The sequence below is a fragment of the Phycisphaeraceae bacterium genome (genome assembly GCA_040222855.1).
Classification (GTDB): Bacteria; Planctomycetota; Phycisphaerae; order Phycisphaerales; family Phycisphaeraceae; genus Mucisphaera.
Genome location: JAVKCD010000019.1, coordinates 643,844 through 662,583 on the forward strand (window position 1 = coordinate 643,844; position 18,740 = coordinate 662,583).

Sequence of the window (18,740 nt, forward strand, 5' to 3'; positions counted from 1 at the left end):
GTATCTGTTTGTAATCACTCAACCTGTAACACTTCAGCCGCCTCGGGCGACGGTTCAGTAACACCGTTTTCCCCCCACCGCGGGGCCACCGCCAGCGGGCCTGGACCGCTGCGCACAGCCTCAATCGAGGCTAAATCCAAACGATCCCACTCCTTGGGACGCTCCTCAGCCCACGTCGTCCACTGCCCGTCATCCAACACCCTCGCGTGCGGCGCCAGCCCCCGGGCCGCCGCGTAAGTCGTTTGTGACCAGTGGCTTTCATCCAGCAGTGCCAACGGCGTATCCACCAGCGCTCCCGCTACCGCTTTCCCCACCAGCGGCCACCACAACGACTCCGTATCCCGGTCCCAGAGCACAAAGGCATCCAGTCCGCCCCATACACCACGCTGCGCGTAAGTGTAGCCAGAGACCGCAAATGTGAGCTCCTGCCCCCCGTACCGACGATCATACACCGCGCCCAGGTCCGCCAGGATGCAGTACGCCGCGAACACCGGCACACCCCCCACGCGATCATTCACCACCTCGTGCCTCACCAGCAACCCAACCGGGTAAATCCGAGCCTCACCATTCACCTCCACCAGCAGCACCCGCTCCCTCTCAGGCAGCCAAGCGTGCGCCTCATCAACACTTACAAACCGTGGCGAGACCAGCGCCGAGAACGCCTCGCGCCCCAGCCCATACTTGAACCGCCCCTCCTTCAGCGTCAGATTCGAGATATCAAAGTGAGCCTCCCCCTCCCGTGCCCCGCCCCACAGCCAGGTGACGCCGTCTTCGTCCCAGATCGCCGAGCCATGCGGGTCGCCCATCGGCGCCCCCCGCCAATCCGGCCGACGCTGATCGTAGAAGACATACCCGGGATAAATCACAACCAGAACAGCGTTGATGACAACAAGCATCGCCACCAACCCAACCCCCACCGTCAAGATCGTTCGGATCACGGACTGTTGACGCGGCGCAGCCTGCCCCTCAGCGGGTTCCGCCCGATCGTGTGCTTCTGTCATGTCGTGCTTCCCTGTATCCGGTGATGCGGAATCAGGGATCAAACCGCCCCGCCGGGCAGGTTATTCCGCGCTCATCACGCGATGTCTTCAACCGAGGGACAGGTGCAGATCGGGTTCCGGTCGCCGAAGGCATTGTCCGTCCTGGAGATAGGCGTCCACACCTTGCGTGCCCGCACAAACGCTAGCGGGTACGCCGCCTCCTCCCGTGAATAAGCGTGCGCCCAGTCCGCCACCATCAAATCCTCCACCGGGTGCGGCGCACCGTGCAGCGGGTTGTCGTCCTGCGGCCAGTCACCCGCCGCGACCCGGTCGATCTCCCGCCGGATCTGGATCATCGCGTCGCAGAACCGGTCCAACTCCGCTCGGTCCTCCGACTCGGTCGGCTCGATCATCAGCGTCCCCGCCACCGGCCACGACATCGTCGGCGCGTGGAAGCCATAGTCCATGAGGCGCTTGGCGATGTCTTCCACCGTCACCCCCGCCGACTTCTCGAACGCCCGGCAGTCGATGATGAACTCGTGCGCCACACGCCCGGTCTTGCCCGTGAAGAGGATCGGGTAGTGCTCCTCGAGGCGTTTGGCCATGTAGTTGGCCGAGAGGATCGCCGTTGCGGTCGCCCTGCGAATCCCGGCGAGCCCCATCATGCGCAGGTACATCCAGGAGATCACGAGGATCGACGCCGAGCCGTAGTTCGCCGCCGCGACCGCGCCCACCCCCCCGTTAGGGTCATCGGTGCTCTTATCGCTGTTGAGAGGGTCGCCTGGCAGGAACGGTGCAAGATGCTTGGCCACGGCGATGGGTCCGACGCCCGGGCCGCCTCCGCCATGGGGGATACAGAAAGTCTTGTGGAGGTTGAGGTGGACCACATCAGCCCCGTAGTCACCCGGTCGGCACAGTCCGACCTGCGCGTTGAGGTTGGCGCCGTCCATGTAGACCTGCCCCCCGAACTCGTGGATGGTGGCACAGGCTTCGGCGATGCCGGGCTCGAACACCCCGTGCGTCGACGGGTAGGTGATCATCAGCGCCGCGAGCTGGCTGGCGTGGTGTGAGGCTTTATCGCGGAGGTCCTGGAGGTCGACGTCGCCGTACTCGTTGCACTTCACCGCCACGACTCGGAGCCCGGCGATGATCGCTGAGGCTGGGTTGGTGCCGTGCGCCGAGGTCGGGATGAGCACAATGTCGCGGGCGGTGTCGCCCCGCGCCTGATGGTAGGCCTTGATAGCCAGCAGCCCGGCGTATTCGCCCTGCGATCCGGCATTGGGCTGGAGTGAGGCGGCGGCGAAGCCAGTCAGCTCGGCAAGCCAGGATTCGAGTTGGGTGATGAGCTTCTGGTAGCCGGCGGTGTGTTGGCTTGGCGTATAGGGGTGAAGGCTGTTGAACTCCGGCCACGAGATCGGGATGAGCTCCGCAGCGGCGTTGAGCTTCATCGTGCAACTGCCCAGCGGGATCATCGACTGCGCGAGCGTGATGTCCTTGCGTTCAAGCTGGTCGATGTAGCGGAGAAGCTGTGACTCGGAGCGGTGGGTGTTGAAGACTTCATGGGTAAGGAAACCGGAGGTCCGCCCCCCCCACGCGGGCAACTCGGGGACGGGGTGATCCAAAGAGGCATTGAGGTTCAGCGTGCGGAGGATCGCGTTAAGGTCGTCATCGGTGGTGGCCTCATCGGTGCTGATGGCGATGTGGGTGGCGTCAATTTTGCGAAGCAGCAGGCCCTCTTTCTCTGCGGTCTGGAGTGCGGCGTTGGCTTCGGCAACCTCAGCGATCACCGTATCGAAGATCGGCTCGTCATGGGTCTTGATACCCGCGCTGCTGAGGGCGGAGCGGAGGCGTTCGGCCTTGGAGCGAACGTCGCGAGCGATCTGTTTGAGGCCATCGGGCCCGTGATAGAGAGCGGTCATTGAGGCGATGACGGCGAGGAGGACCTGGGCGGTGCAGATGTTGGAGGTGGCCTTGTCCCGACGGATGTGCTGTTCGCGGGTCTGGAGCGTGAGTCGCAGGGCGCGACGGCCCTGGGTGTCTTTGGAGACGCCGACGATACGGCCGGGGACTTTGCGGAGGTGTTCCTGTTTGGTGGCGAAGAAGGCGGCGTGAGGCCCGCCGAAGCCAAGCGGGACGCCAAGACGCTGCGCGGAGCCGACGGCGACATCAACCCCCCCGGCCCATTCGCCGGGAGGCTTGAGCAGGGTCAGGGAGAGCGGGTCACAAGCGGCGACGACAAGGCACTGGTTGTCGTGGGCCAGTTCGCAGAGGTCGTCGAAGTTATCGATACGACCGAAGGTGTCGGGCCGTTGGACGAGGACGCCTGCTGCGGAGGCGAGGTCATCAGCGGTGAGGGTGTGCGGGTCGATCCGTTTGAGTTCCACATCCATCGACTCGCAGCGCGTGCGCAGCACCGCGAGGGTCTGTGGGTGGCAGCGGTCGGACGCGAGGAAGACCCGGCGCTGTCCGCGGGCGTGGCTGATGCAAAGGGACATCGCTTCGGCGGCGGCGGTGGCTTCATCGAGAAGCGAGGCGTTGGCGACGGGCAATCCGGTGAGGTCGGTGATCAGGGTCTGGAAGTTGAGCAGGGCTTCGAGCCTGCCCTGGCTGATCTCGGATTGGTAAGGCGTGTAGGCGGTGTACCAGCGGGGGTTTTCGAGGATATGCCGCTGGATGGGCGGGGGCGTCAGGGCAGTGTGGTAACCCTGACCGATCATCGGTTTGAGCAGGGTGTTTTGCTTGGCGAGCTGGCGGAGTTCGCTCAGGGCTTGGTGCTCCTTGGCGGCGTTGGGCAGCGCGGGCACCTTGTCCGAGCGCACGGCGGGCGGGACGACCTGATCGATCAGCGCGTCGAGGGAATCGACGCCAAGGAGGCCGAGCATCGAATCGAGGTCCGCCGGGGTGATCCCCAGGTGACGACGCTCGAAGCCGGTGGTGGGCGTGGTGCCGAGTGCTGGCATGGTGTTGGAAGGCGTGGCGGAGCCTGTGGCGTGGAGGGTGGAGGACATGTTGTGTTGAGGTTCCTGGTGGCGAGCGTCCTGCTGTGCCTGGGGGTTTGAGGCGGCCCGTTGACGTTCGGGGTTCTATTCGCCTGGGCTGGATTGCGGGGGACTGCGACGCCCGGGATGAGGGAGCGTAAGCTGGTGGCATCATGTCGAGGACCAACGCAGAGCTTGCTGGGATTTTACAGGAGATGGCCGATCTCCACGAGATCCTAGGCGCCAACCGTTTCAAGGTGATCGCGTTTGCCAAGGCGGCGCGGGTCGCCGGGGACCACGGGTCGGCCTTGGCGGGGATGTCGGAGAAGGAGCTGCTGGGGATCGATGGCATCGGCAAGGGCGTGGCGGGCCGGATTGTCGAGTGGTCGGAGACGGGGCGGATCGAGGACCTGGAGGCGCTGCGGGCGAAGGTGCCAGCCGGGCTGCCGGGATTGCTGGAGGTGTCGGGGCTGGGGCCGAAGACGGTGGTGCTGCTGTGGAAAGAGGCGGGGGTCGAGTCGGTCGCGGACCTCAAGGTGGCTTTGGAGGATGAAACAAAGTCGGAAGCGATCGCGGCGATCAAGGGCCTAGGAAAGAAGAAGCTGGAGGGGGTGCGAAAGAGCCTAGCCTTTCTGGAGCGGTCCGTGGGGCGGGTCCGACTGGGGCAGGCGATGGTGCTGGCGGAGGTGGTGCTGGACAAGGTGCGCGACTTCGAGGGCGTCGAGGAGGCGCTCTCTGCGGGGAGTCTGAGGCGCGGGAAAGAGACGATCGGCGACATCGACCTTCTGGTGCGGACAGACGGGGATGAGGGACTGCACAAGGCGATGGCCGCTGCGTTTGTCGGGCTGCCGGGGGTGACCGAGGTGCTGGGGGAGGGGGTGACCAAGTGTTCGGTTCGGATGAAGCTGGGCGATCGGTCGCCGGAGATGCAGGTGGACCTGCGGATGGTGCCGAGCGGGAGCTATGGAGCGGCCCTGATGTATTTCACGGGATCGAAGGAGCACAACGTGCGTCTGCGCGAGCGTGCGCAGGAGCAGGGGCTGTCGCTGAACGAATATGGTCTGTGGCGGGGTAAGGCACCGAAGCAGGGGATGGGGGATGGCGATCAACTCGTCGCGGGGGAGACGGAAGGAGAGGTTTACGCCGCGCTGGGTTTGGCGTGGATTCCGCCTGAGTTGCGCGAGGATCGTGGGGAGTTGGAGCGCGCAGAAGGGGCATTCGGTGCCAAGGGCAAGAAGATGGCGGAGCATCGGTTGATCGCGGTCGAGGATGTGGTCGCTGACCTGCACACACACACCACGGCGAGCGACGGGTCGCTATCGATCGAAGAGATGGCGGAGGCAGCGATTGCGCGGGGCTTGAAGGTGCTGGCGATTACGGACCACTCGAAGAGTCAGGTTCAGGCGAGTGGGTTGTCGGCGGAGCGGCTGCTGGCCCATGTCGCGGAGGTGCGGGCGGCGGACAAGAAGATGAAGGGCAAGATCCGGCTGCTGACGGGGAGCGAGGTGGACATCCTGGCGGATGGGTCATTGGATTATCCGGATGAGGTGCTGGCGGAACTGGACGTGGTGGTCGCGTCGCCTCATGCGGCGCTGAGCCAGCCGCCGGAGGATGCGACGAAGCGGCTCATCCGCGCGATCGAGAACCCTCATGTGAAGATCATTGGGCACCCAACGGGTCGGCTGATCAATCGCCGAGAGGGGTTATCGCCTGAGATGGGCAAGGTGATCGCGGTGGCGAAGGAGCACGGGGTGGCGCTGGAGATCAATGCCAACGACTGGCGGTTGGATTTAAGAGATGTGCACGCGAAGATGGCGGTGGAGGCGGGGGTGGCGTTGTCGATCAACACCGATGCGCACGATGCGGAGGGGTTCGAGCAGCTTCGGTACGGGGTGCTGACGGCGCGACGGGCGGGGGCGATGAAGGGGGATGTGGTGAACTGTTGGTCGGAGAAGAAGTTGTTGAGGTGGTTGAGCGCATAAAAAAGCCCCGACTTGCATCGGGGTTTGATGGGACACGAACCCGAAGGTGCGTGGCACCCGGGCAGGGTTTCAGAGCAGCGTCTCGATCTTCGGGAGGGGTCCGACGATGGGGCTGAGGTAGTCGCGGTAGGACTCGGCGATGTCGCTGCCGTCGACGATGTAGGTGGGGTCGAGGGTTTTGGTTTTGGCGGCGACGTCGGTGAGTTCGATGCGCTGGTAGTCGATGGTGTAGGGGTCGTTGGAGGTGCGCACAAGGGCGATGGAGCCGTCGGTGTCGCCTGAGGTGGCGAGTTGGGCGGCTTTGTGTCCGGAGGCGCGGGCTTCGCGGGCGTCGGCTTCGGACACGACGCCACAGAAGGAGCGCTGAAGGTAGCCGAAGGTGTCGGCGCGGACGCGTTTGGCGCCGAGCTTGTCTTTGATGAGGTTGGAGAGCAGGTCGCCCAGGGCCCCGGTGCCGGAGAGCTGGACGTTGCCGTGGGCGTCTTTTTCGACGTCTTCGGCGAGCTTGATGATCAGGGGGTTGCCTTCGCTGTCGTGGATGCCTTCGGAGACCGAGATAAGGCAGCGGCCTTGTTTGGTGAAGACGCGGTCGACATCGGCGAGGAACTTGTCCTCGGAGAAGGCGACTTCGGGGACGTAGATCAGGTGGGGTCCGTCTTCGGGGGATCGGCGGCCGAGCATGGCGGCGGCAGTGAGGAAGCCGGCGTGGCGGCCCATGATGATGTTGATCTTGATGCCGGGGAGGGCGGCGTTGTCGAGATTGTCGCCCATGAAGGCCTGCGCGACGAACTTGGCGGCGGAGCCGAAGCCGGGGGTGTGGTCGTTGCGGACCAGGTCGTTGTCGATGGTCTTGGGGCAGTGGAAAGCGTGGAGCTCGTAGTTCTGTTCCTTGGCCATCTCGTTGACGATGCGGCAGGTGTCGGAGGAGTCGTTCCCGCCTATGTAGAAGAAGTAGCGGACGTTCTGCTTCTTGAAGACGTCGAAGATCTGTTCGCAGTAGGCGGTGTCGGGCTTATCGCGGGAGGAGCCGAGTCCTGCGGAGGGGGTGTTGGCGAGGGTGTTGAGTCGGTCTTCGGAGAAGTCCGTGAGGTCGATGAAGTCGTTCTTGACGATGCCGGAGACGGCGTGTCGGGCCCCGAGGATTCGGGTGACGCCGGGCTTGCCGCGGAGTCCTTCGATGACGCCAACGAGCGACTGGTTGATGACGGCGGTGGGCCCGCCCGACTGACCGATGACGGCGTTGCCCTTGAGGGGGGTGGCCATGGTGGGGCTCCTTGGGGAGGAGGGTTGTTGGGTTGGGGGGGGCGGGGTTCGCCCCGGGGATGTGGATTGTAAAGGATTGTGGCGACTCGTTCGGAGAGCGCTGTCCGATTAACCTTCTAGTTATTGGGCAGATGGCCGATGATGGTCTGGGAGCTTTGCGATGGTGCGACCAGAGGACTTAAAAGTTCGTGTGCTTGGTGAGGCGTTGGTGCCTTCGCCGATTGAGGCGGGGCAAATGTTGCGGCGGATGGGTTCGGGTGGGGTTCGGGCGGGGGATCGGTTGTTGTATGACGATTCGGTGCGTGGGCTGGAGGGTTTGGAGGAGGGCCAGGAGCTGGCGAGTTTTGAGGTGGCGGGGGCGCGGGCGGAGCTGTTTTTTGATCCCAAGCACGTCAGGGCGGGGATCGTGACGTGCGGGGGGCTTTGTCCGGGGCTCAACGATGTGATCCGGGGGCTGGTGATGGTGCTGAACCATCGGTACGCAGTGGAGCACGTGGAGGGGTATCGGTATGGGTACGAGGGGTTGAATCCGGCGTTTGGGCATGAGCCGATGGCGCTGACGCCTGGGGTGGTGGAGGGGATTCACAAGGATGGCGGGACGGTGTTGGGGACATCGCGGGGCCCGCAACCGCCTGAGGTGATGGTGAGGTATCTGATGAAGCGCGGGGTGAACGTGCTGTTTACGATCGGCGGGGACGGGACACAGCGCGGGGCGCTGGCGCTGTCGGAGGCGGCGCGGGAGCGGGGGTACCCGCTGGCGGTGGTGGGTTTGCCTAAGACGATCGACAACGACATCTCGTATGTGGAGCAGTCGTTCGGTTTTCAGACGGCGTTTACGCGGGCGCACGCGGCGATCGAGACAGCGCACAATGAGGCGCGGGCGGCGCGGCGCGGGGTGGGGGTTGTGAAGCTGATGGGACGCCACTCGGGATTCATTGCTGCTTATGCGTGCCTGGCGAGCAATGATGTGAACTACTGTTTGATTCCGGAGGTGACGGCGCCGCTGGAGGGGGAGGATGGGCTGCTGAGTCATTTATCGAAGCGTTTGGATCAGCGGGGGCATGCTGTGGTGGTGGTGGCGGAGGGCTTTGGTCAGGAGCACGTGCCCGCAGCGGGTGAGGATCGGTCGGGGAACAGAAAGCTGGGGGATGTCGGGCCGTTTCTGTGTTCGTTGATCCGTGAACGGATTGAAGGGGTGACGATTAAGTATGTGGACCCGAGTTACCTGATTCGCGGCTCGGCGGCGACGCCTCATGACAGCGTGTTGTGTTTCCGGCTCGCGGCTTATGCGGTGCACGCGGCGATGGCGGGCCGGACGGAGATGATCGTGGGCCGGTGGCACGGTCGCTACCTGAACGTGCCGATCCCGGTGGCGATCGCTGAGCGGCAGCGGGTGAGCCCTGCGGGCGAGTTGTGGTTTAGTGTGCTGGAGGCGACGGGCCAGCCGCGGTGGTCGAGTTAGCGGGTGCCGCCCGGGAAGTCTTTGAGCAGTTGTCTGATGGTTTTCTCGATGAGTCGAGTGGCAGTGTCGGGGTTATCGAATCGGCCCTGGACGACGCCTTGCCAGACGATGGCGCCGCGGCCGCGGTCGAGCATGTTGATGGCGATGGCGCCCTCGCGGTAGGGCGTCTTCTTGAGGGGGACGTCGAGCGTTCCGAAGGTGGTGTCGGCGGTGACCCAGTTGGTTTGTTCGAAGGTTTCACGGGCTCCGATCTGGACGCTGACGAGCAGGTCGGCGGCGGCGAGGCCAGTGGTCTCGAGGCCTTGTTGTCGGAGGTTTGATTCGATGGCTTGGCTGATAAGTGCCAGGACCTCGTTGGTCCGCTGGGGCTCGACGATGAGGATAGAGCTGCGCAGAGGATCGAAGGCGAAGCTTTTGTAGTTCGCGAAGTCTGCTGTGGGGTCGTGTGCGGTGCGCGTGTTGGGTGCGGCGGAGCAGGCGGCGAGGATCAGGCTCATGACCAACAGGGTTATGGTTTTCATAGGTGCGGATTCTAGCGATTCATGGGGTTTTGCCGGGGGTCCCGGGTTGGATGCTGTCCTACACTTAGATATCGCGTAGCAAGGAGGTCCTGTCATGGCCGGTCGCGTTGTGATCGCGGGTGGATCGGGTTTTTTGGGGAGAACTTTAGCGGGTTGGTATGCGGGTCAGGGTCGAGAGGTGGTGGTGCTGAGTCGCGGGGCTGGATCGGTGCGCGGTGCTCGGGTGGTGGGGTGGGACGGAAAAACATTGGGGCCGTGGGTGCGAGAGCTTGAGGGGTCGGGCGTGCTGGTGAATCTGGCGGGCCGGTCAGTGAACTGCCGTTATCACGCGCGAAACCGGAAATCGATCATGAATTCACGATTGCACTCGGTTCGGGTGTTGGGTGCGGCCTTGCGGGCGTGCGATAGCCCCCCGGCCCTGTGGCTTCAGTCGAGCACGGCGACGATCTACAAGCACACCTACGGTCCGGCGTGGGGCGAGAGTGGTGAGACCGGGGCGACGGCAGAGGCGAAGGATGCGTTCTCGATTGAGGTAGCGCGGGCTTGGGAGGCGGCGTTAGATGCCGAGGAGGTTCCGGGTGTTCGCCGTGTGAAGCTCCGGACAGCGATTGTGTTCGGACGTGAACCAGGTGGGGTTTATTCAGTGGTTCGGCGTCTGGTGCGCTTTGGGCTTGGTGGAGCCATGGCGGGCGGGAAGCAGTGGGTGTCGTGGATTCATGCGGAGGATTTCTGCCGGGCGCTGGACTGGATCGAGATGATCTCGGACGCGGAGGGTGTGTACAACCTGGCGTCGCCGAACCCGGTGACGAATTCGGAGCAGATGACTGCGACACGGGCTGCGCTGGGCATGCCAATCGGCCTAACTGCGGCGAGATGGATGCTGGAGTTGGGGGCGGTGTTTCCGATGCGGACTGAGACGGAACTCATCATCAAGAGCCGCCGGGTTGTGGCTGAGCGCTTACTCGATGAGGGTTTTATCTTTCGTTATCCGGAGTTTCGTGGCGCGATGATGCAGTTGGAGGGGAAGGTGTCATGTGATGAGGCTCAGTCTGCTTGATTCAGTGCGTCGAGGTTGACCTGAGCGCGGTCCTGGTGAGTCGGGCTGGAGAGCAAGGTGGTGAGGAGCTGGCGGGCTCTGGGGATGTCGCCGAGGTGAGCGTGGCAGACGGCGAGGTTGAGGGTGGCGTCATCGGCGAGGATGCGGGGGTCGAATCCGGTGACGCGGTCGTAGGTGTGGGTGTTGGCGAGGTGCAGGAGGTGTTCGAGGAGTCGGGCGGCGGCGGCGTGGTCGTTGCGGTCGAAGGCGAGGCGGGCGCGTTGCCAGAGGATGGGGGGCGCGTTGTCGAAGTGGCGTTCGGCGAGGTGTTCGGCGTGCTGCTGCGTCAGCGGGAAGCCGTCGGGCCGAGGTGCGGGGCTCAGAGCGAACTCGAGGAGCATCAGGAAGGGCCCGAGGGGGAGATCGGGCAGGCGTTTGGGGTCAAGGGCTTGCCGGGCGGCTTGGGTCAGGTGGGTGTAGCCGGCGGGGTTGCCTAGCTTGAGAAGGGAGAGGCCGAGCTCGACGAGGTAGTAGAACTGGCCGGGGCGTTCGGCGAGTTCGAGCTGCATGAGGTGGGCATCGCGGCGGATTTTTAGCGGGCCAGTCGCGGTTGGCGTAGCCGGTGTGGCGGAAGGAGATGTCGGATTCGAGGACGCGCCGGTTGTCGGGTTCGCCGAGGGTTTCGAGAGGCGGGTCGAGGTGGTGGTGGATGCGGCCGGTGTAGCGGAGGTCGGGGTGGTTGCGGAACAGGCGGAGTTGCCACATCTCGGTGAAGCGGTCGGGCTGGCTGAGGTCGGTGAGGTCCTGCCGGCGCAGCATGTAGCCCATGGCGGCGGGGTTATTCAGCGCATGAAGAATGACGTCATCCTGATCGGGAAGCAGGAACTCGTCGGAATCGAGCAGGAGGATCCAGTCGGTTGTGGTGCGTTGGACAACGTGGGTGTAGGCGGCGGCGAAGTCGTCGATCCACGGGAAGTGATCGACGGACGCGCCGAGCGCTTGGGCGGTTTCGATGGAGTTATCCGAGGAGCCGGTGTCGGTGACGAGGAGGGTGTCGGCGACGGTCTGGACGGAGCGGATCGCGCGGGCGAGGTTGTCGGCGTCGTCCTTGACGATGAAGCAGGCGGTGAGGTGGTTCAAGGGTTACTGGGGTCGTGAAAGGATGAGTCCGCCTAGGGCTATAAGGAGGGAGAGGGAGGCGGGTTCGGGGATGTTGATCGATCCGGCGAAGGAGCCGGTCGAAAAGCTGATCAGGGTGGCGAGGGTGTCGGTGCTCTGGGGGTAAGGTGCTGGCCCCAGCGGGCGGGTGAACCCACGCTCTGAGAAGAACTCGTCGGTCATGGCGGAGAGGTAGTTGTTGGCCCAGTTGGTGGCTTCTCGGCCCTGGTCGAAGATGTCGATGACGCCTGCTTCGGAGTAGTTTCGGAAGGTGCCAGCGAAGATGTCATCGAACGTGAGGGTATCGATGATGTCGGGGGCGTTGGGTCGGGGAAGGCAAGGACGACGCCTGTTTCGCTATTGTTGTCGTAGAGTCCGACAAAGTTGTACCAGGTCGTTCCGTGGAAGGAGCTGTTCGTGAAGTTGATGGGGAGGGCCTCACCCGCGTTGATGGGTCCAGTGGAGATGAAGCCGATGCTGGAGAAGCCGGTGGTATAGATCAGGACTGAGTCGGTGAGGTCGATGGAGGGTTCGATGGAGAGGGTGATGTCTTGATCGACTTGCGCGACAGCGGGGGAGGCGGCCCACGCGGTGATGAGGCCTGCGGCGAGGCAGGCTGCGGAGGGAGCAGACTGAGGGCGTGGGGCCATGGGGTTTCTCCTCGGGATCGGTAGGGGTCATCCCTATTGTGGGCGCATGGTGGCCGTGTGGCAAGGGTCTTTTGTGGATTTGCTTAGTACTTTCGCGGTTTAGGGTGACGATGCGACAGCCCCGACCCAGGACGGGTCGGGGCTGTAACGAGAAGGGTGATGCCTGGTTTGGTTAGCGTCCGCGGCGGGCCACGAGGGCGGCGAGGCCGAGGAGGCCTGCGGCGAAGCCGGCGGGGGTCGGGACGACGGGGGGCGGGGGCACGGTGGACTTCTCAGCGGTGAAGAGCCAGTCGCTCGAGTAGAGGTGAGGAACCGTGGAGGGATCGGTGGGGGCGGGAGCGTGGTTGACCCAGCCCCAGCCGGAGATGCCGCTGAAGCCGCGGTGTCCGTCGTCCAGCTTGAAGGCGTAGGAGTGTTGGCCGGAGACGGCGGTGAGGTTGTAGAGAGTGGTGCCAGAGCCGACTTCCTGGATGGTGCCGGTGTTGTTGATGCCGATGGCCCAGAGGGCGTCGCCGTCGACCTGGATATCGACGTAGGTGAAGTCGATGTTGAACAGCGCGGGGCTCGTGTATGAGGAGCCGTTGTCGACGCCACCCCAGGCGGTGCCGTAGATGTGGATGGAGGAGTCGCCTGGGGTCAGATCAATTTCCATCTTCATGTCAGCACCGGGTGCTTCGAAGTCGAATGTGACGGTGGTGTTCTGGTTGCCGTTAAACAGCCCATCGAGTCGGAGGCCGTAGAAGGGTGACGCGGCGGCACCATCGGGGTGGTTCGACAGGTTATAGAGTCCGCCGGTGATGCTGCTGGCCGACGCGGTGGCGACGGGCACGAGCAGGGCGGCGGCAAGGGCAAGGGTGGTGATCGATCGCATGGTTGGTTCTCTCCTCCGGGTGGCGGTGGTCACTGGCTTGAGAGGGAAACATGCCACATGCGGCGGATGATGCAGGCCAATCGCCGCAAAATCATCGAAGCGTTGGGTCTTCGATTAGGTCACTGCCGGTCAGCGAAGCTGGGGCAAAGAACATAGAAAACCCCGGCGTTTTGCCGGGGTTGGGGGGTTTAGGTCGGGTTGTTGATTGGGGCGGTCAGCGAGCCCGACGGAGGGCGAGGCCGGCAAGACCGAGGAGCCCTGCTCCGAAGGCAGCTGGCGTAGGAATAATGCCAGGTCCGCCAGAGGGCGAAGCGGTAAAGAGCCAGTCGGATGCGGCGATGTGGGGGACCGTGCTCGGGTCGGTGGGTGCGAGGGCGTGGTTGACCCAGCCCCAGCCGGAGATGCCGGGCTCTCCGCGGTGTCCGTTGTCATCACCTTCGTCACCGAGCCGGAAGGCGAAGGAGCCATTGCTCTTAGCGACGAGGTTGTAGGTGTCGGTGCCATCGGTGATGGTGCCGGTGCCGGTGGCACCGACCACATAGAGGTCATCGTCGCCGGGGACGGGGAGGACGGTGTTGTAGACGAAGCTGATGTCCCAGAACGTGGGGCTGGTGTAGCCCGAGCCGTTATCGACGCCACCCCAGGCGGTGCCGAAGATCGCGATCGTGCCAGCACCGGCGTTGACGGCCATGTTCATACCGACACCCGCGATGGCGGTGTCGAAGGAGAAGGTGTGGATACCCGAGGCGGTGAGCCCGTCGAGGCGGAAGCCATATAGCGGCGGTCGGGCGCTGCCATCGTCGTGGTTGTCGAGGACGTAGAGCCCGTCGGCAATGGTGGCGGCGTCGGCGGGGGCTAATGTCAGCACAAATGCAGAACACAGCACCAAGGCTTTTGTGAGTTTCATGTTGTCCTCTCCGAATCCCGTAGCAATTTAAAGTTAGTTAACACGGTAAGTTTATTTGAGATATGCGGGATAGGCAATCTGTTGTTTGGCGATGGTGCGTCGATTGTTCTTACTGCGAGATACAAGTGTTTCTATGACAATCTCTTGTGACGCTTTTGAGCCAGACTAGGACTTACCCTTTTACTGTGCGGGGTCGTCGCGGGTTGCTCGTGTATGCTGCGAGCCGTGATTTCATTGCTCGTGAGGTATGACTTGCGTTACTTGATGCTGATATTGGCGTTTGTGGTGAGCGGGTGGTCGGCGCTCATCTACGAAGTGGTGTGGTTTCAGTTGTTGCGGGTGACAATTGGTGGCTCGGCATTGGCGTTGGCGGTCGTGCTAGCCACTTATATGGGCGGGATGGGGTTGGGGAGCTGGTTGGCTCCGCGGCTGGTGCCGGAGCGTTGGCGGGCTGACCGGGTCTACGGCGTGATCGAGGTCTTGATTGCGTTGCTGGGGATAGCGATGCCTGCGGTGGTGTTTGGATTGGGCCGCTGGTATGTCGAGTTGGCATTAGCGGGTGGTGGCGGGTGGTGGGTTCGTTCCGTGGTGTGTGCGCTCGTGCTGTTGCCGCCCACGGTGTTGCTGGGCGCGACATTGCCGGTGGTCAGTCGTGCGGTGGCGATGGAGGGTGGGGTGGCTTCGCGTGTGGGTGGGTTGTACGCGGCGAATCTTGTGGGTGCGACGCTGGGTGGGGTGACGGCGGGTTTCGTGCTGCTGCCTGTGCTTGATGTGTACGCCACGAGTCTGGTGGCGGCCGGCGGGAACCTGCTGGCGGCGGTGCTGGTGCTGGGGGCATTTGGTTTCTGGCGGGCCGAGACCCGTAGCAAGAGCGCGGGGGAAAGCTCGACGGTTGATGTGGCTCGGCTGGTTTCGACGGCTGACCGCTGGGTGGTGTTGCTGGTGGTGATGGGGTCCGGGTTTATGGCGTTGATGGCTCAGGTGGTGTGGACCCGGTTGCTGTCGCTTCAGTTTGGCGCGACGGTGTATACCTTTTCGATCATCGTGTCGGTGTTCCTCGCTGGCTTGGGGCTGGGGTCCATGGTGGGGAGTCGGGTGGGTTTGCGGGCAGAGCGGAGCGGGTCGGGTTCGGCGGCGTTGGTCTGTCTGGGGGTCGCGCAGTTGTTGGCGGGGCTGGGCGTGGCGTGGGCCATGTGGGCGATCATGAATGTGTCCATCGAGTGGGGCCGATCGATGATCGGATCGACGCGGATGGACCGGGTGTTCTTTAATGATGCGCGGCGGGCGCTGGTGATTCTGTTGCCCGCGACGCTGGCGTGGGGGGCGACGTTCCCGCTGGCGGTCTCGGCGTGGCGGGCGGGTCGTGGCCGGGGTGAACCGGGTCGCGAGGTCGGCGCTTTGCTGGCGGGGAACACACTGGGCGCCGTGGGCGGCGCTCTCATCGGGACGCTTGTTGCGATCCCCTGGCTGGGCACGCTCTGGTGTCAGCAAGTGCTGGTGATTGGTTCGAGTGCCCTCGGGGCAGCGGCGCTTGTCGTGGCTATGTGCAGCGCGGGATGGGTTGAGTTACGCAGTTCGCGGTGGTTGTTCGGGCTTCCCTGGTGGTTTCACGGCGTCGTGATGCTGATGCTGATGGCATGGGTCTTGAGTTGGCCGGTTCAGCCCGCAGACGAGTTGGTGTTATGGGGACGCAAAGCGAATGTGAGGATGCTGGTCCCTGAGTCGGAGTATCTCGCGGAAGGCCGCTATGCGTCGGTTGGCGTCGCTCCGGTGCCTGGCGCGCCGTCTCATCGCAACCTGCATGTCAGCGGGAAGGTGGTGGCGTCAACGGTTCCGGAGGACATGCGACTCCAGCGCATGCTGGGTCACTTGCCGGCGCTGATTCACCCTGAGCCCAAGTCGGTTTTGATTGTGGGGATGGGGATGGGGACAACGGCGGGGAGTTTTGTGCTCTACCCCTCGATCGAGCGGATTGTGATCTGTGAGATTGAGCCGGTGGTGGCGGAGGCGGCGACGTATTTCGGCCAGGTCAATCACGATCTGATGGATGACCCGCGCACGGAGGTGGTGATTGACGATGCCCGCCACTACTTAGCGACCACTGACGAGCGCTTCGACATTATCACGTCGGACCCGATCCATCCGTGGGTCAAAGGCGCTGCGGCGCTTTACTCGGAGGAGTACTTCGCCTTGATGCGTGACCGTCTGAAAGACGGTGGCCTGATCACGCAGTGGATCCCGCTGTATGAAACGAGCGGCGAAGCAGTGAAGTCGGAGTTGGTCACGTTTTTCTCGGTGCTACCCGAGACCACGGTGTGGAGTACGGACCTGACGCACGCTGGGTACGACGTCGTCTTACTGGCGGGCCGTGAGTCGGTACAGATCGATCTGGCGGCGTACCAGTCCAGTGTCGAGGCGAACCCATTGGTCAAGAGGGCTTTGGTCGAGATCGGGTTTGACGCGATGCTGCCGATGCTGCGGATGTACGCGGGCGCGGCGGCGGACATGCGGGGGTGGCTCGCTGACACCCCGGTCAACCGTGATGTGAGTCTCCGACTGGAGTATCTGGCGGGTTTATCCTTGAATCAGCAGCGGAGCCAGGAGATCTACGCGGAGCTGGTGAGCCATCGGCGTGAGCCGGACCGCGTCTTTCTCGGGCCTGAAGACATTATTCGCGCGTTGTGGGAACGAATCGAGACACCAGCGGGTCGGTGAGTGGTTGCGGTTTTGCTGCTCGCCACGATGCAGCCTAAGTGCAGCAAGCGGGCGTAGGAATCGCCATCATTAGGTTGTCTACCTCTGTCTAGAGGGAGGGCGGCCCGCCGGGGTAGTCCGCAAAGAAGACATCCCGGAATCCGGGTGGGTTGAACTCCCAGTGCCACGGCTCGTGCTGGAAGGGGTACCAGCCGAACTTGTAGCCATGCAGGTGCAGCCACTTATGGACTGGAGAGCAACGCATCTCGACCACCTCTGCCATCGGGCTGGTCGTCAGCCTGAAACGTTCTTCGGCTTCGGCACGGGGAAGAACGAAGTCGATCGCAAGGCCGAGTGAATGCGAAGAGAAGCTGGCGACCGCGAAGTTGTTGCCCACCCGGGCAGCATTTCTTCGTGCTCGTTCTGGGTCCCGATGGCCTGAGAGAATTATTAAGTCAACGCCATCGGCGGCGGCCGCCTCACGCATCTCGACGTATGAATCCACGGCATGGCGATTGAGTTTCCAGTCCGACTCACCCGGCACAACCCGCCACTGCCCGAGGATGTACGCCCACAGGTCATCTGTCATGGCATCGCGAACGATCACGGCAGCCCTGGCGCGATTCGCCCGTCGTTCCGGGCTGACCAGGTCCAGGACGTCGGTGAGGATGTCGGCCAGTTGTTCATTGGGTCCAGTGGCCCCGCCCGGGTAGTCGTTTTCCTGCCAGGCAAACTCCCGGAAGTGAGCACTTAGCTCGGGGTTGAGAAGGTCCAGCGAAGACGTCGCGGGGCTGTGTATGAAGTCCATCTCCAAAGCATGGATCAAGTTGCTGCGAGCATCGGCGGTCTCGCCGACCAGAAGGCGATCGAAAGCGGCAGAGATCTCTTTGGAATCTCCGCGGCGATGGAGGCGCTCGTAGATGTAATCAGGGGCAAGACGGGTGAGGCCGCCTGAGTTGTCGGCGATGTGCTCAATCAGCGTCGCGGAGATTCGGGGTTGCGAGAGTCCCGTATCGCTGATGAGCGATGTGCTATTCACTGGCTTTTTTACGATCGTGGCGGGCTCTTTGGTGACACGGGTCGTTTGGGTTGCGGAGCACGCTACACAGAGAAAGCAAAACATCAAGATCAGCGTGTAACTGGCGAGCAGCCTAAACATAGCGCACCTCTTCAAGTTGCAGTATTGGGCGATAGGGGAGACGACCATCAACCTATGATGTCTCATTGGTCGTCAGCGTCAACTGTGGCGAAGCGGGGTCGATCACGCAGATGTCGCTTGGCGGAGCACAACAATCTGCTGGCCACCCTCTGACGGCGTGTCCCGGCCATGGTGGCTGACCGGGGCACGCCGGCGTGGCTTAGGTTTTGCGTTGAATCGGTACTCGCGGGCGGCTTACTTGTTGATGGTGATGACCGAGAGGGAGAAACCGGGCAGGTTGATGCCGTCCTGGTCATCGGCGAGGTTGTGGAATCGGATGGAGGGGCTCATCAGTCCCTGAGTCCAGACGGGGGCGTCGGGGTCGTTGAGTTTGACCAGGGCCATATGCTCGTGCTGTTCGTCGCCACGGTAGGTGACGATGTGGGCACGGGTGGCACCGAGTTCCGGGAGTTTGAGTTCGAGTTGGTCGGCGTCACGGTTGATGATGATCAGAGACAAGGTGTTGTCGTTGGTGACGGCGATGCCATGGAGGGCGGATGCTTGGTTGCCGCCAAAGGCGTTGGCGAGGGTGGGGTTGTTTTCGAGGTTTAGGAGGTGAACTTCATCGGCGTCGGCACCGAGGTGACTGAGATGGGCAAAGAGTTGGCCGGTGGCCGTGAGTCTTGAGGCATCGGTACTGTAAGGCAGGCCGAGTCCCCAGCCGAGATCGACGTTGAGGACGCTGTGGTGGTTGAGGATTTCGATGGCCTCGGGATGCTGCATGGCGGTGAGCCAGAAGCCAGCCTGATAGAGGGCGTTCCATGGCGTGTTGGCGGTGTCGGCGATCCACTGGTCGGCTGGGGTGATCTCGCCGTCTTCCTTCTCATCGTTGGGGTTGCCGATACGGTAGTAGCCGATGACGTTGAACTCGGTGATCCACATGGGGATCCCGCCGTATTTTTCGTCGAGGACTTTGACGGCGTGGTCGAGAGTGATCTGGGGGCAGGTAAGGAAGGCTCGGGCGAACTCGTCGTTTCCGCCCTGAACATCGTTGAGCGTTCCAGCGTTCATATCCTAGTGGTGAAGGATGATGGCGTCGT

The 18,740-nt window shown here is 63.2% G+C and carries 15 protein-coding genes; 4 read left to right on the top strand and 11 right to left on the bottom strand.

Annotated features, from left to right (window positions below; genetic code table 11):
- Nucleotides 1-14: 14 nt before the first annotated feature.
- A complete protein-coding gene (locus RIG82_07905; protein ID MEQ9460860.1) occupies nt 15-1,001 on the bottom strand; it encodes a DUF3179 domain-containing (seleno)protein in 987 nt (328 codons plus the stop codon).
- A gap of 74 nt (nt 1,002-1,075) precedes the next feature.
- The gene (gene gcvP / locus RIG82_07910; protein MEQ9460861.1) at nt 1,076-3,988 is read right to left on the bottom strand and encodes an aminomethyl-transferring glycine dehydrogenase; all 2,913 of its coding nucleotides are present in this window, start codon (nt 3,986-3,988) and stop codon (nt 1,076-1,078) included.
- 143 nt (nt 3,989-4,131) lie between these two features.
- On the opposite strand from gcvP, the gene polX reads away from it, so the two are divergent.
- Complete coding sequence (gene polX / locus RIG82_07915) at nt 4,132-5,940, top strand: DNA polymerase/3'-5' exonuclease PolX (protein MEQ9460862.1); 1,809 nt, start codon at nt 4,132-4,134, stop codon at nt 5,938-5,940.
- A gap of 69 nt (nt 5,941-6,009) precedes the next feature.
- On the opposite strand, the gene RIG82_07920 is transcribed toward polX, so the two are convergent.
- Nucleotides 6,010-7,203 (bottom strand): 6-phosphofructokinase, encoded by a 1,194-nt coding sequence (locus RIG82_07920; protein MEQ9460863.1) that lies wholly within the window; start codon nt 7,201-7,203, stop codon nt 6,010-6,012.
- Between the two features lie 160 nt (nt 7,204-7,363).
- On the opposite strand from RIG82_07920, the gene RIG82_07925 reads away from it, so the two are divergent.
- The gene (locus RIG82_07925) at nt 7,364-8,665 is read left to right on the top strand and encodes an ATP-dependent 6-phosphofructokinase (protein MEQ9460864.1); all 1,302 of its coding nucleotides are present in this window, start codon (nt 7,364-7,366) and stop codon (nt 8,663-8,665) included.
- On the opposite strand, the gene RIG82_07930 is transcribed toward RIG82_07925, so the two are convergent.
- Nucleotides 8,662-9,186: a DUF4136 domain-containing protein gene (locus tag RIG82_07930; GenBank protein ID MEQ9460865.1), complete on the bottom strand. Its 525-nt coding sequence runs from the start codon at nt 9,184-9,186 to the stop codon at nt 8,662-8,664. The two genes, RIG82_07925 and RIG82_07930, sit on opposite strands and share 4 nt — an antisense overlap.
- Nucleotides 9,187-9,280: 94 nt before the next feature.
- Here RIG82_07930 and RIG82_07935 point away from each other — a divergent pair, with 94 nt between their 5' ends.
- Nucleotides 9,281-10,243 carry a DUF1731 domain-containing protein gene (locus RIG82_07935; protein ID MEQ9460866.1) on the top strand — a complete coding sequence of 321 codons (963 nt, stop codon included), beginning with the start codon at nt 9,281-9,283 and terminating at the stop codon, nt 10,241-10,243.
- Between the two features lie 420 nt (nt 10,244-10,663).
- Here RIG82_07935 and RIG82_07940 read toward each other — a convergent pair whose 3' ends face one another.
- The 5 genes from RIG82_07940 to RIG82_07960 all read right to left on the bottom strand — a co-directional run bounded on the left by RIG82_07940 (nt 10,664) and on the right by RIG82_07960 (nt 13,808).
- Nucleotides 10,664-11,362, bottom strand: coding sequence for a glycosyltransferase (locus tag RIG82_07940; protein MEQ9460867.1), 699 nt, complete (start codon nt 11,360-11,362; stop codon nt 10,664-10,666).
- Nucleotides 11,363-11,365: 3 nt separating this feature from the next.
- Nucleotides 11,366-11,563: a PEP-CTERM sorting domain-containing protein gene (locus RIG82_07945; GenBank protein ID MEQ9460868.1), complete on the bottom strand. Its 198-nt coding sequence runs from the start codon at nt 11,561-11,563 to the stop codon at nt 11,366-11,368.
- The gene (locus tag RIG82_07950) at nt 11,560-12,030 is read right to left on the bottom strand and encodes a hypothetical protein (GenBank protein MEQ9460869.1); all 471 of its coding nucleotides are present in this window, start codon (nt 12,028-12,030) and stop codon (nt 11,560-11,562) included. The genes RIG82_07945 and RIG82_07950 overlap by 4 nt, the downstream gene beginning before the upstream one ends.
- 172 nt (nt 12,031-12,202) lie before the next feature.
- A complete protein-coding gene (locus RIG82_07955; protein ID MEQ9460870.1) occupies nt 12,203-12,901 on the bottom strand; it encodes a hypothetical protein in 699 nt (232 codons plus the stop codon).
- A 214-nt stretch (nt 12,902-13,115) separates the two neighbouring features.
- Nucleotides 13,116-13,808, bottom strand: a complete 693-nt coding sequence (locus tag RIG82_07960; GenBank protein ID MEQ9460871.1) for a hypothetical protein — start codon at nt 13,806-13,808, stop codon at nt 13,116-13,118.
- Nucleotides 13,809-14,033: 225 nt separating this feature from the next.
- Between RIG82_07960 and RIG82_07965 the strand changes: the two genes are divergently transcribed.
- Nucleotides 14,034-16,523 carry a fused MFS/spermidine synthase gene (locus RIG82_07965; protein MEQ9460872.1) on the top strand — a complete coding sequence of 830 codons (2,490 nt, stop codon included), beginning with the start codon at nt 14,034-14,036 and terminating at the stop codon, nt 16,521-16,523.
- A gap of 88 nt (nt 16,524-16,611) precedes the next feature.
- On the opposite strand, the gene RIG82_07970 is transcribed toward RIG82_07965, so the two are convergent.
- Both RIG82_07970 and RIG82_07975 read right to left on the bottom strand, forming a co-directional pair.
- Nucleotides 16,612-17,541, bottom strand: a complete 930-nt coding sequence (locus RIG82_07970) for a D-alanyl-D-alanine carboxypeptidase family protein (GenBank protein ID MEQ9460873.1) — start codon at nt 17,539-17,541, stop codon at nt 16,612-16,614.
- 354 nt (nt 17,542-17,895) lie between these two features.
- Nucleotides 17,896-18,711 (bottom strand): hypothetical protein, encoded by an 816-nt coding sequence (locus RIG82_07975; GenBank protein ID MEQ9460874.1) that lies wholly within the window; start codon nt 18,709-18,711, stop codon nt 17,896-17,898.
- Between the last annotated feature and the right edge of the window lie 29 nt (nt 18,712-18,740).

Coding starts and splice junctions, on each gene's coding strand:
- RIG82_07945 (MEQ9460868.1), bottom strand. CDS start 11,563: ATGACCGACGAGTTCTTCTCAGAGCGTGGGTTCACCCGCCCGCTGGGG.
- RIG82_07905 (MEQ9460860.1), bottom strand. CDS start 1,001: ATGACAGAAGCACACGATCGGGCGGAACCCGCTGAGGGGCAGGCTGCG.
- RIG82_07935 (MEQ9460866.1), top strand. CDS start 9,281: ATGGCCGGTCGCGTTGTGATCGCGGGTGGATCGGGTTTTTTGGGGAGA.
- RIG82_07960 (MEQ9460871.1), bottom strand. CDS start 13,808: ATGAAACTCACAAAAGCCTTGGTGCTGTGTTCTGCATTTGTGCTGACA.
- RIG82_07925 (MEQ9460864.1), top strand. CDS start 7,364: ATGGTGCGACCAGAGGACTTAAAAGTTCGTGTGCTTGGTGAGGCGTTG.
- RIG82_07950 (MEQ9460869.1), bottom strand. CDS start 12,030: ATGGCCCCACGCCCTCAGTCTGCTCCCTCCGCAGCCTGCCTCGCCGCA.
- polX (MEQ9460862.1), top strand. CDS start 4,132: ATGTCGAGGACCAACGCAGAGCTTGCTGGGATTTTACAGGAGATGGCC.
- RIG82_07930 (MEQ9460865.1), bottom strand. CDS start 9,186: ATGAAAACCATAACCCTGTTGGTCATGAGCCTGATCCTCGCCGCCTGC.
- RIG82_07920 (MEQ9460863.1), bottom strand. CDS start 7,203: ATGGCCACCCCCCTCAAGGGCAACGCCGTCATCGGTCAGTCGGGCGGG.
- RIG82_07975 (MEQ9460874.1), bottom strand. CDS start 18,711: ATGAACGCTGGAACGCTCAACGATGTTCAGGGCGGAAACGACGAGTTC.
- gcvP (MEQ9460861.1), bottom strand. CDS start 3,988: ATGTCCTCCACCCTCCACGCCACAGGCTCCGCCACGCCTTCCAACACC.
- RIG82_07955 (MEQ9460870.1), bottom strand. CDS start 12,901: ATGCGATCGATCACCACCCTTGCCCTTGCCGCCGCCCTGCTCGTGCCC.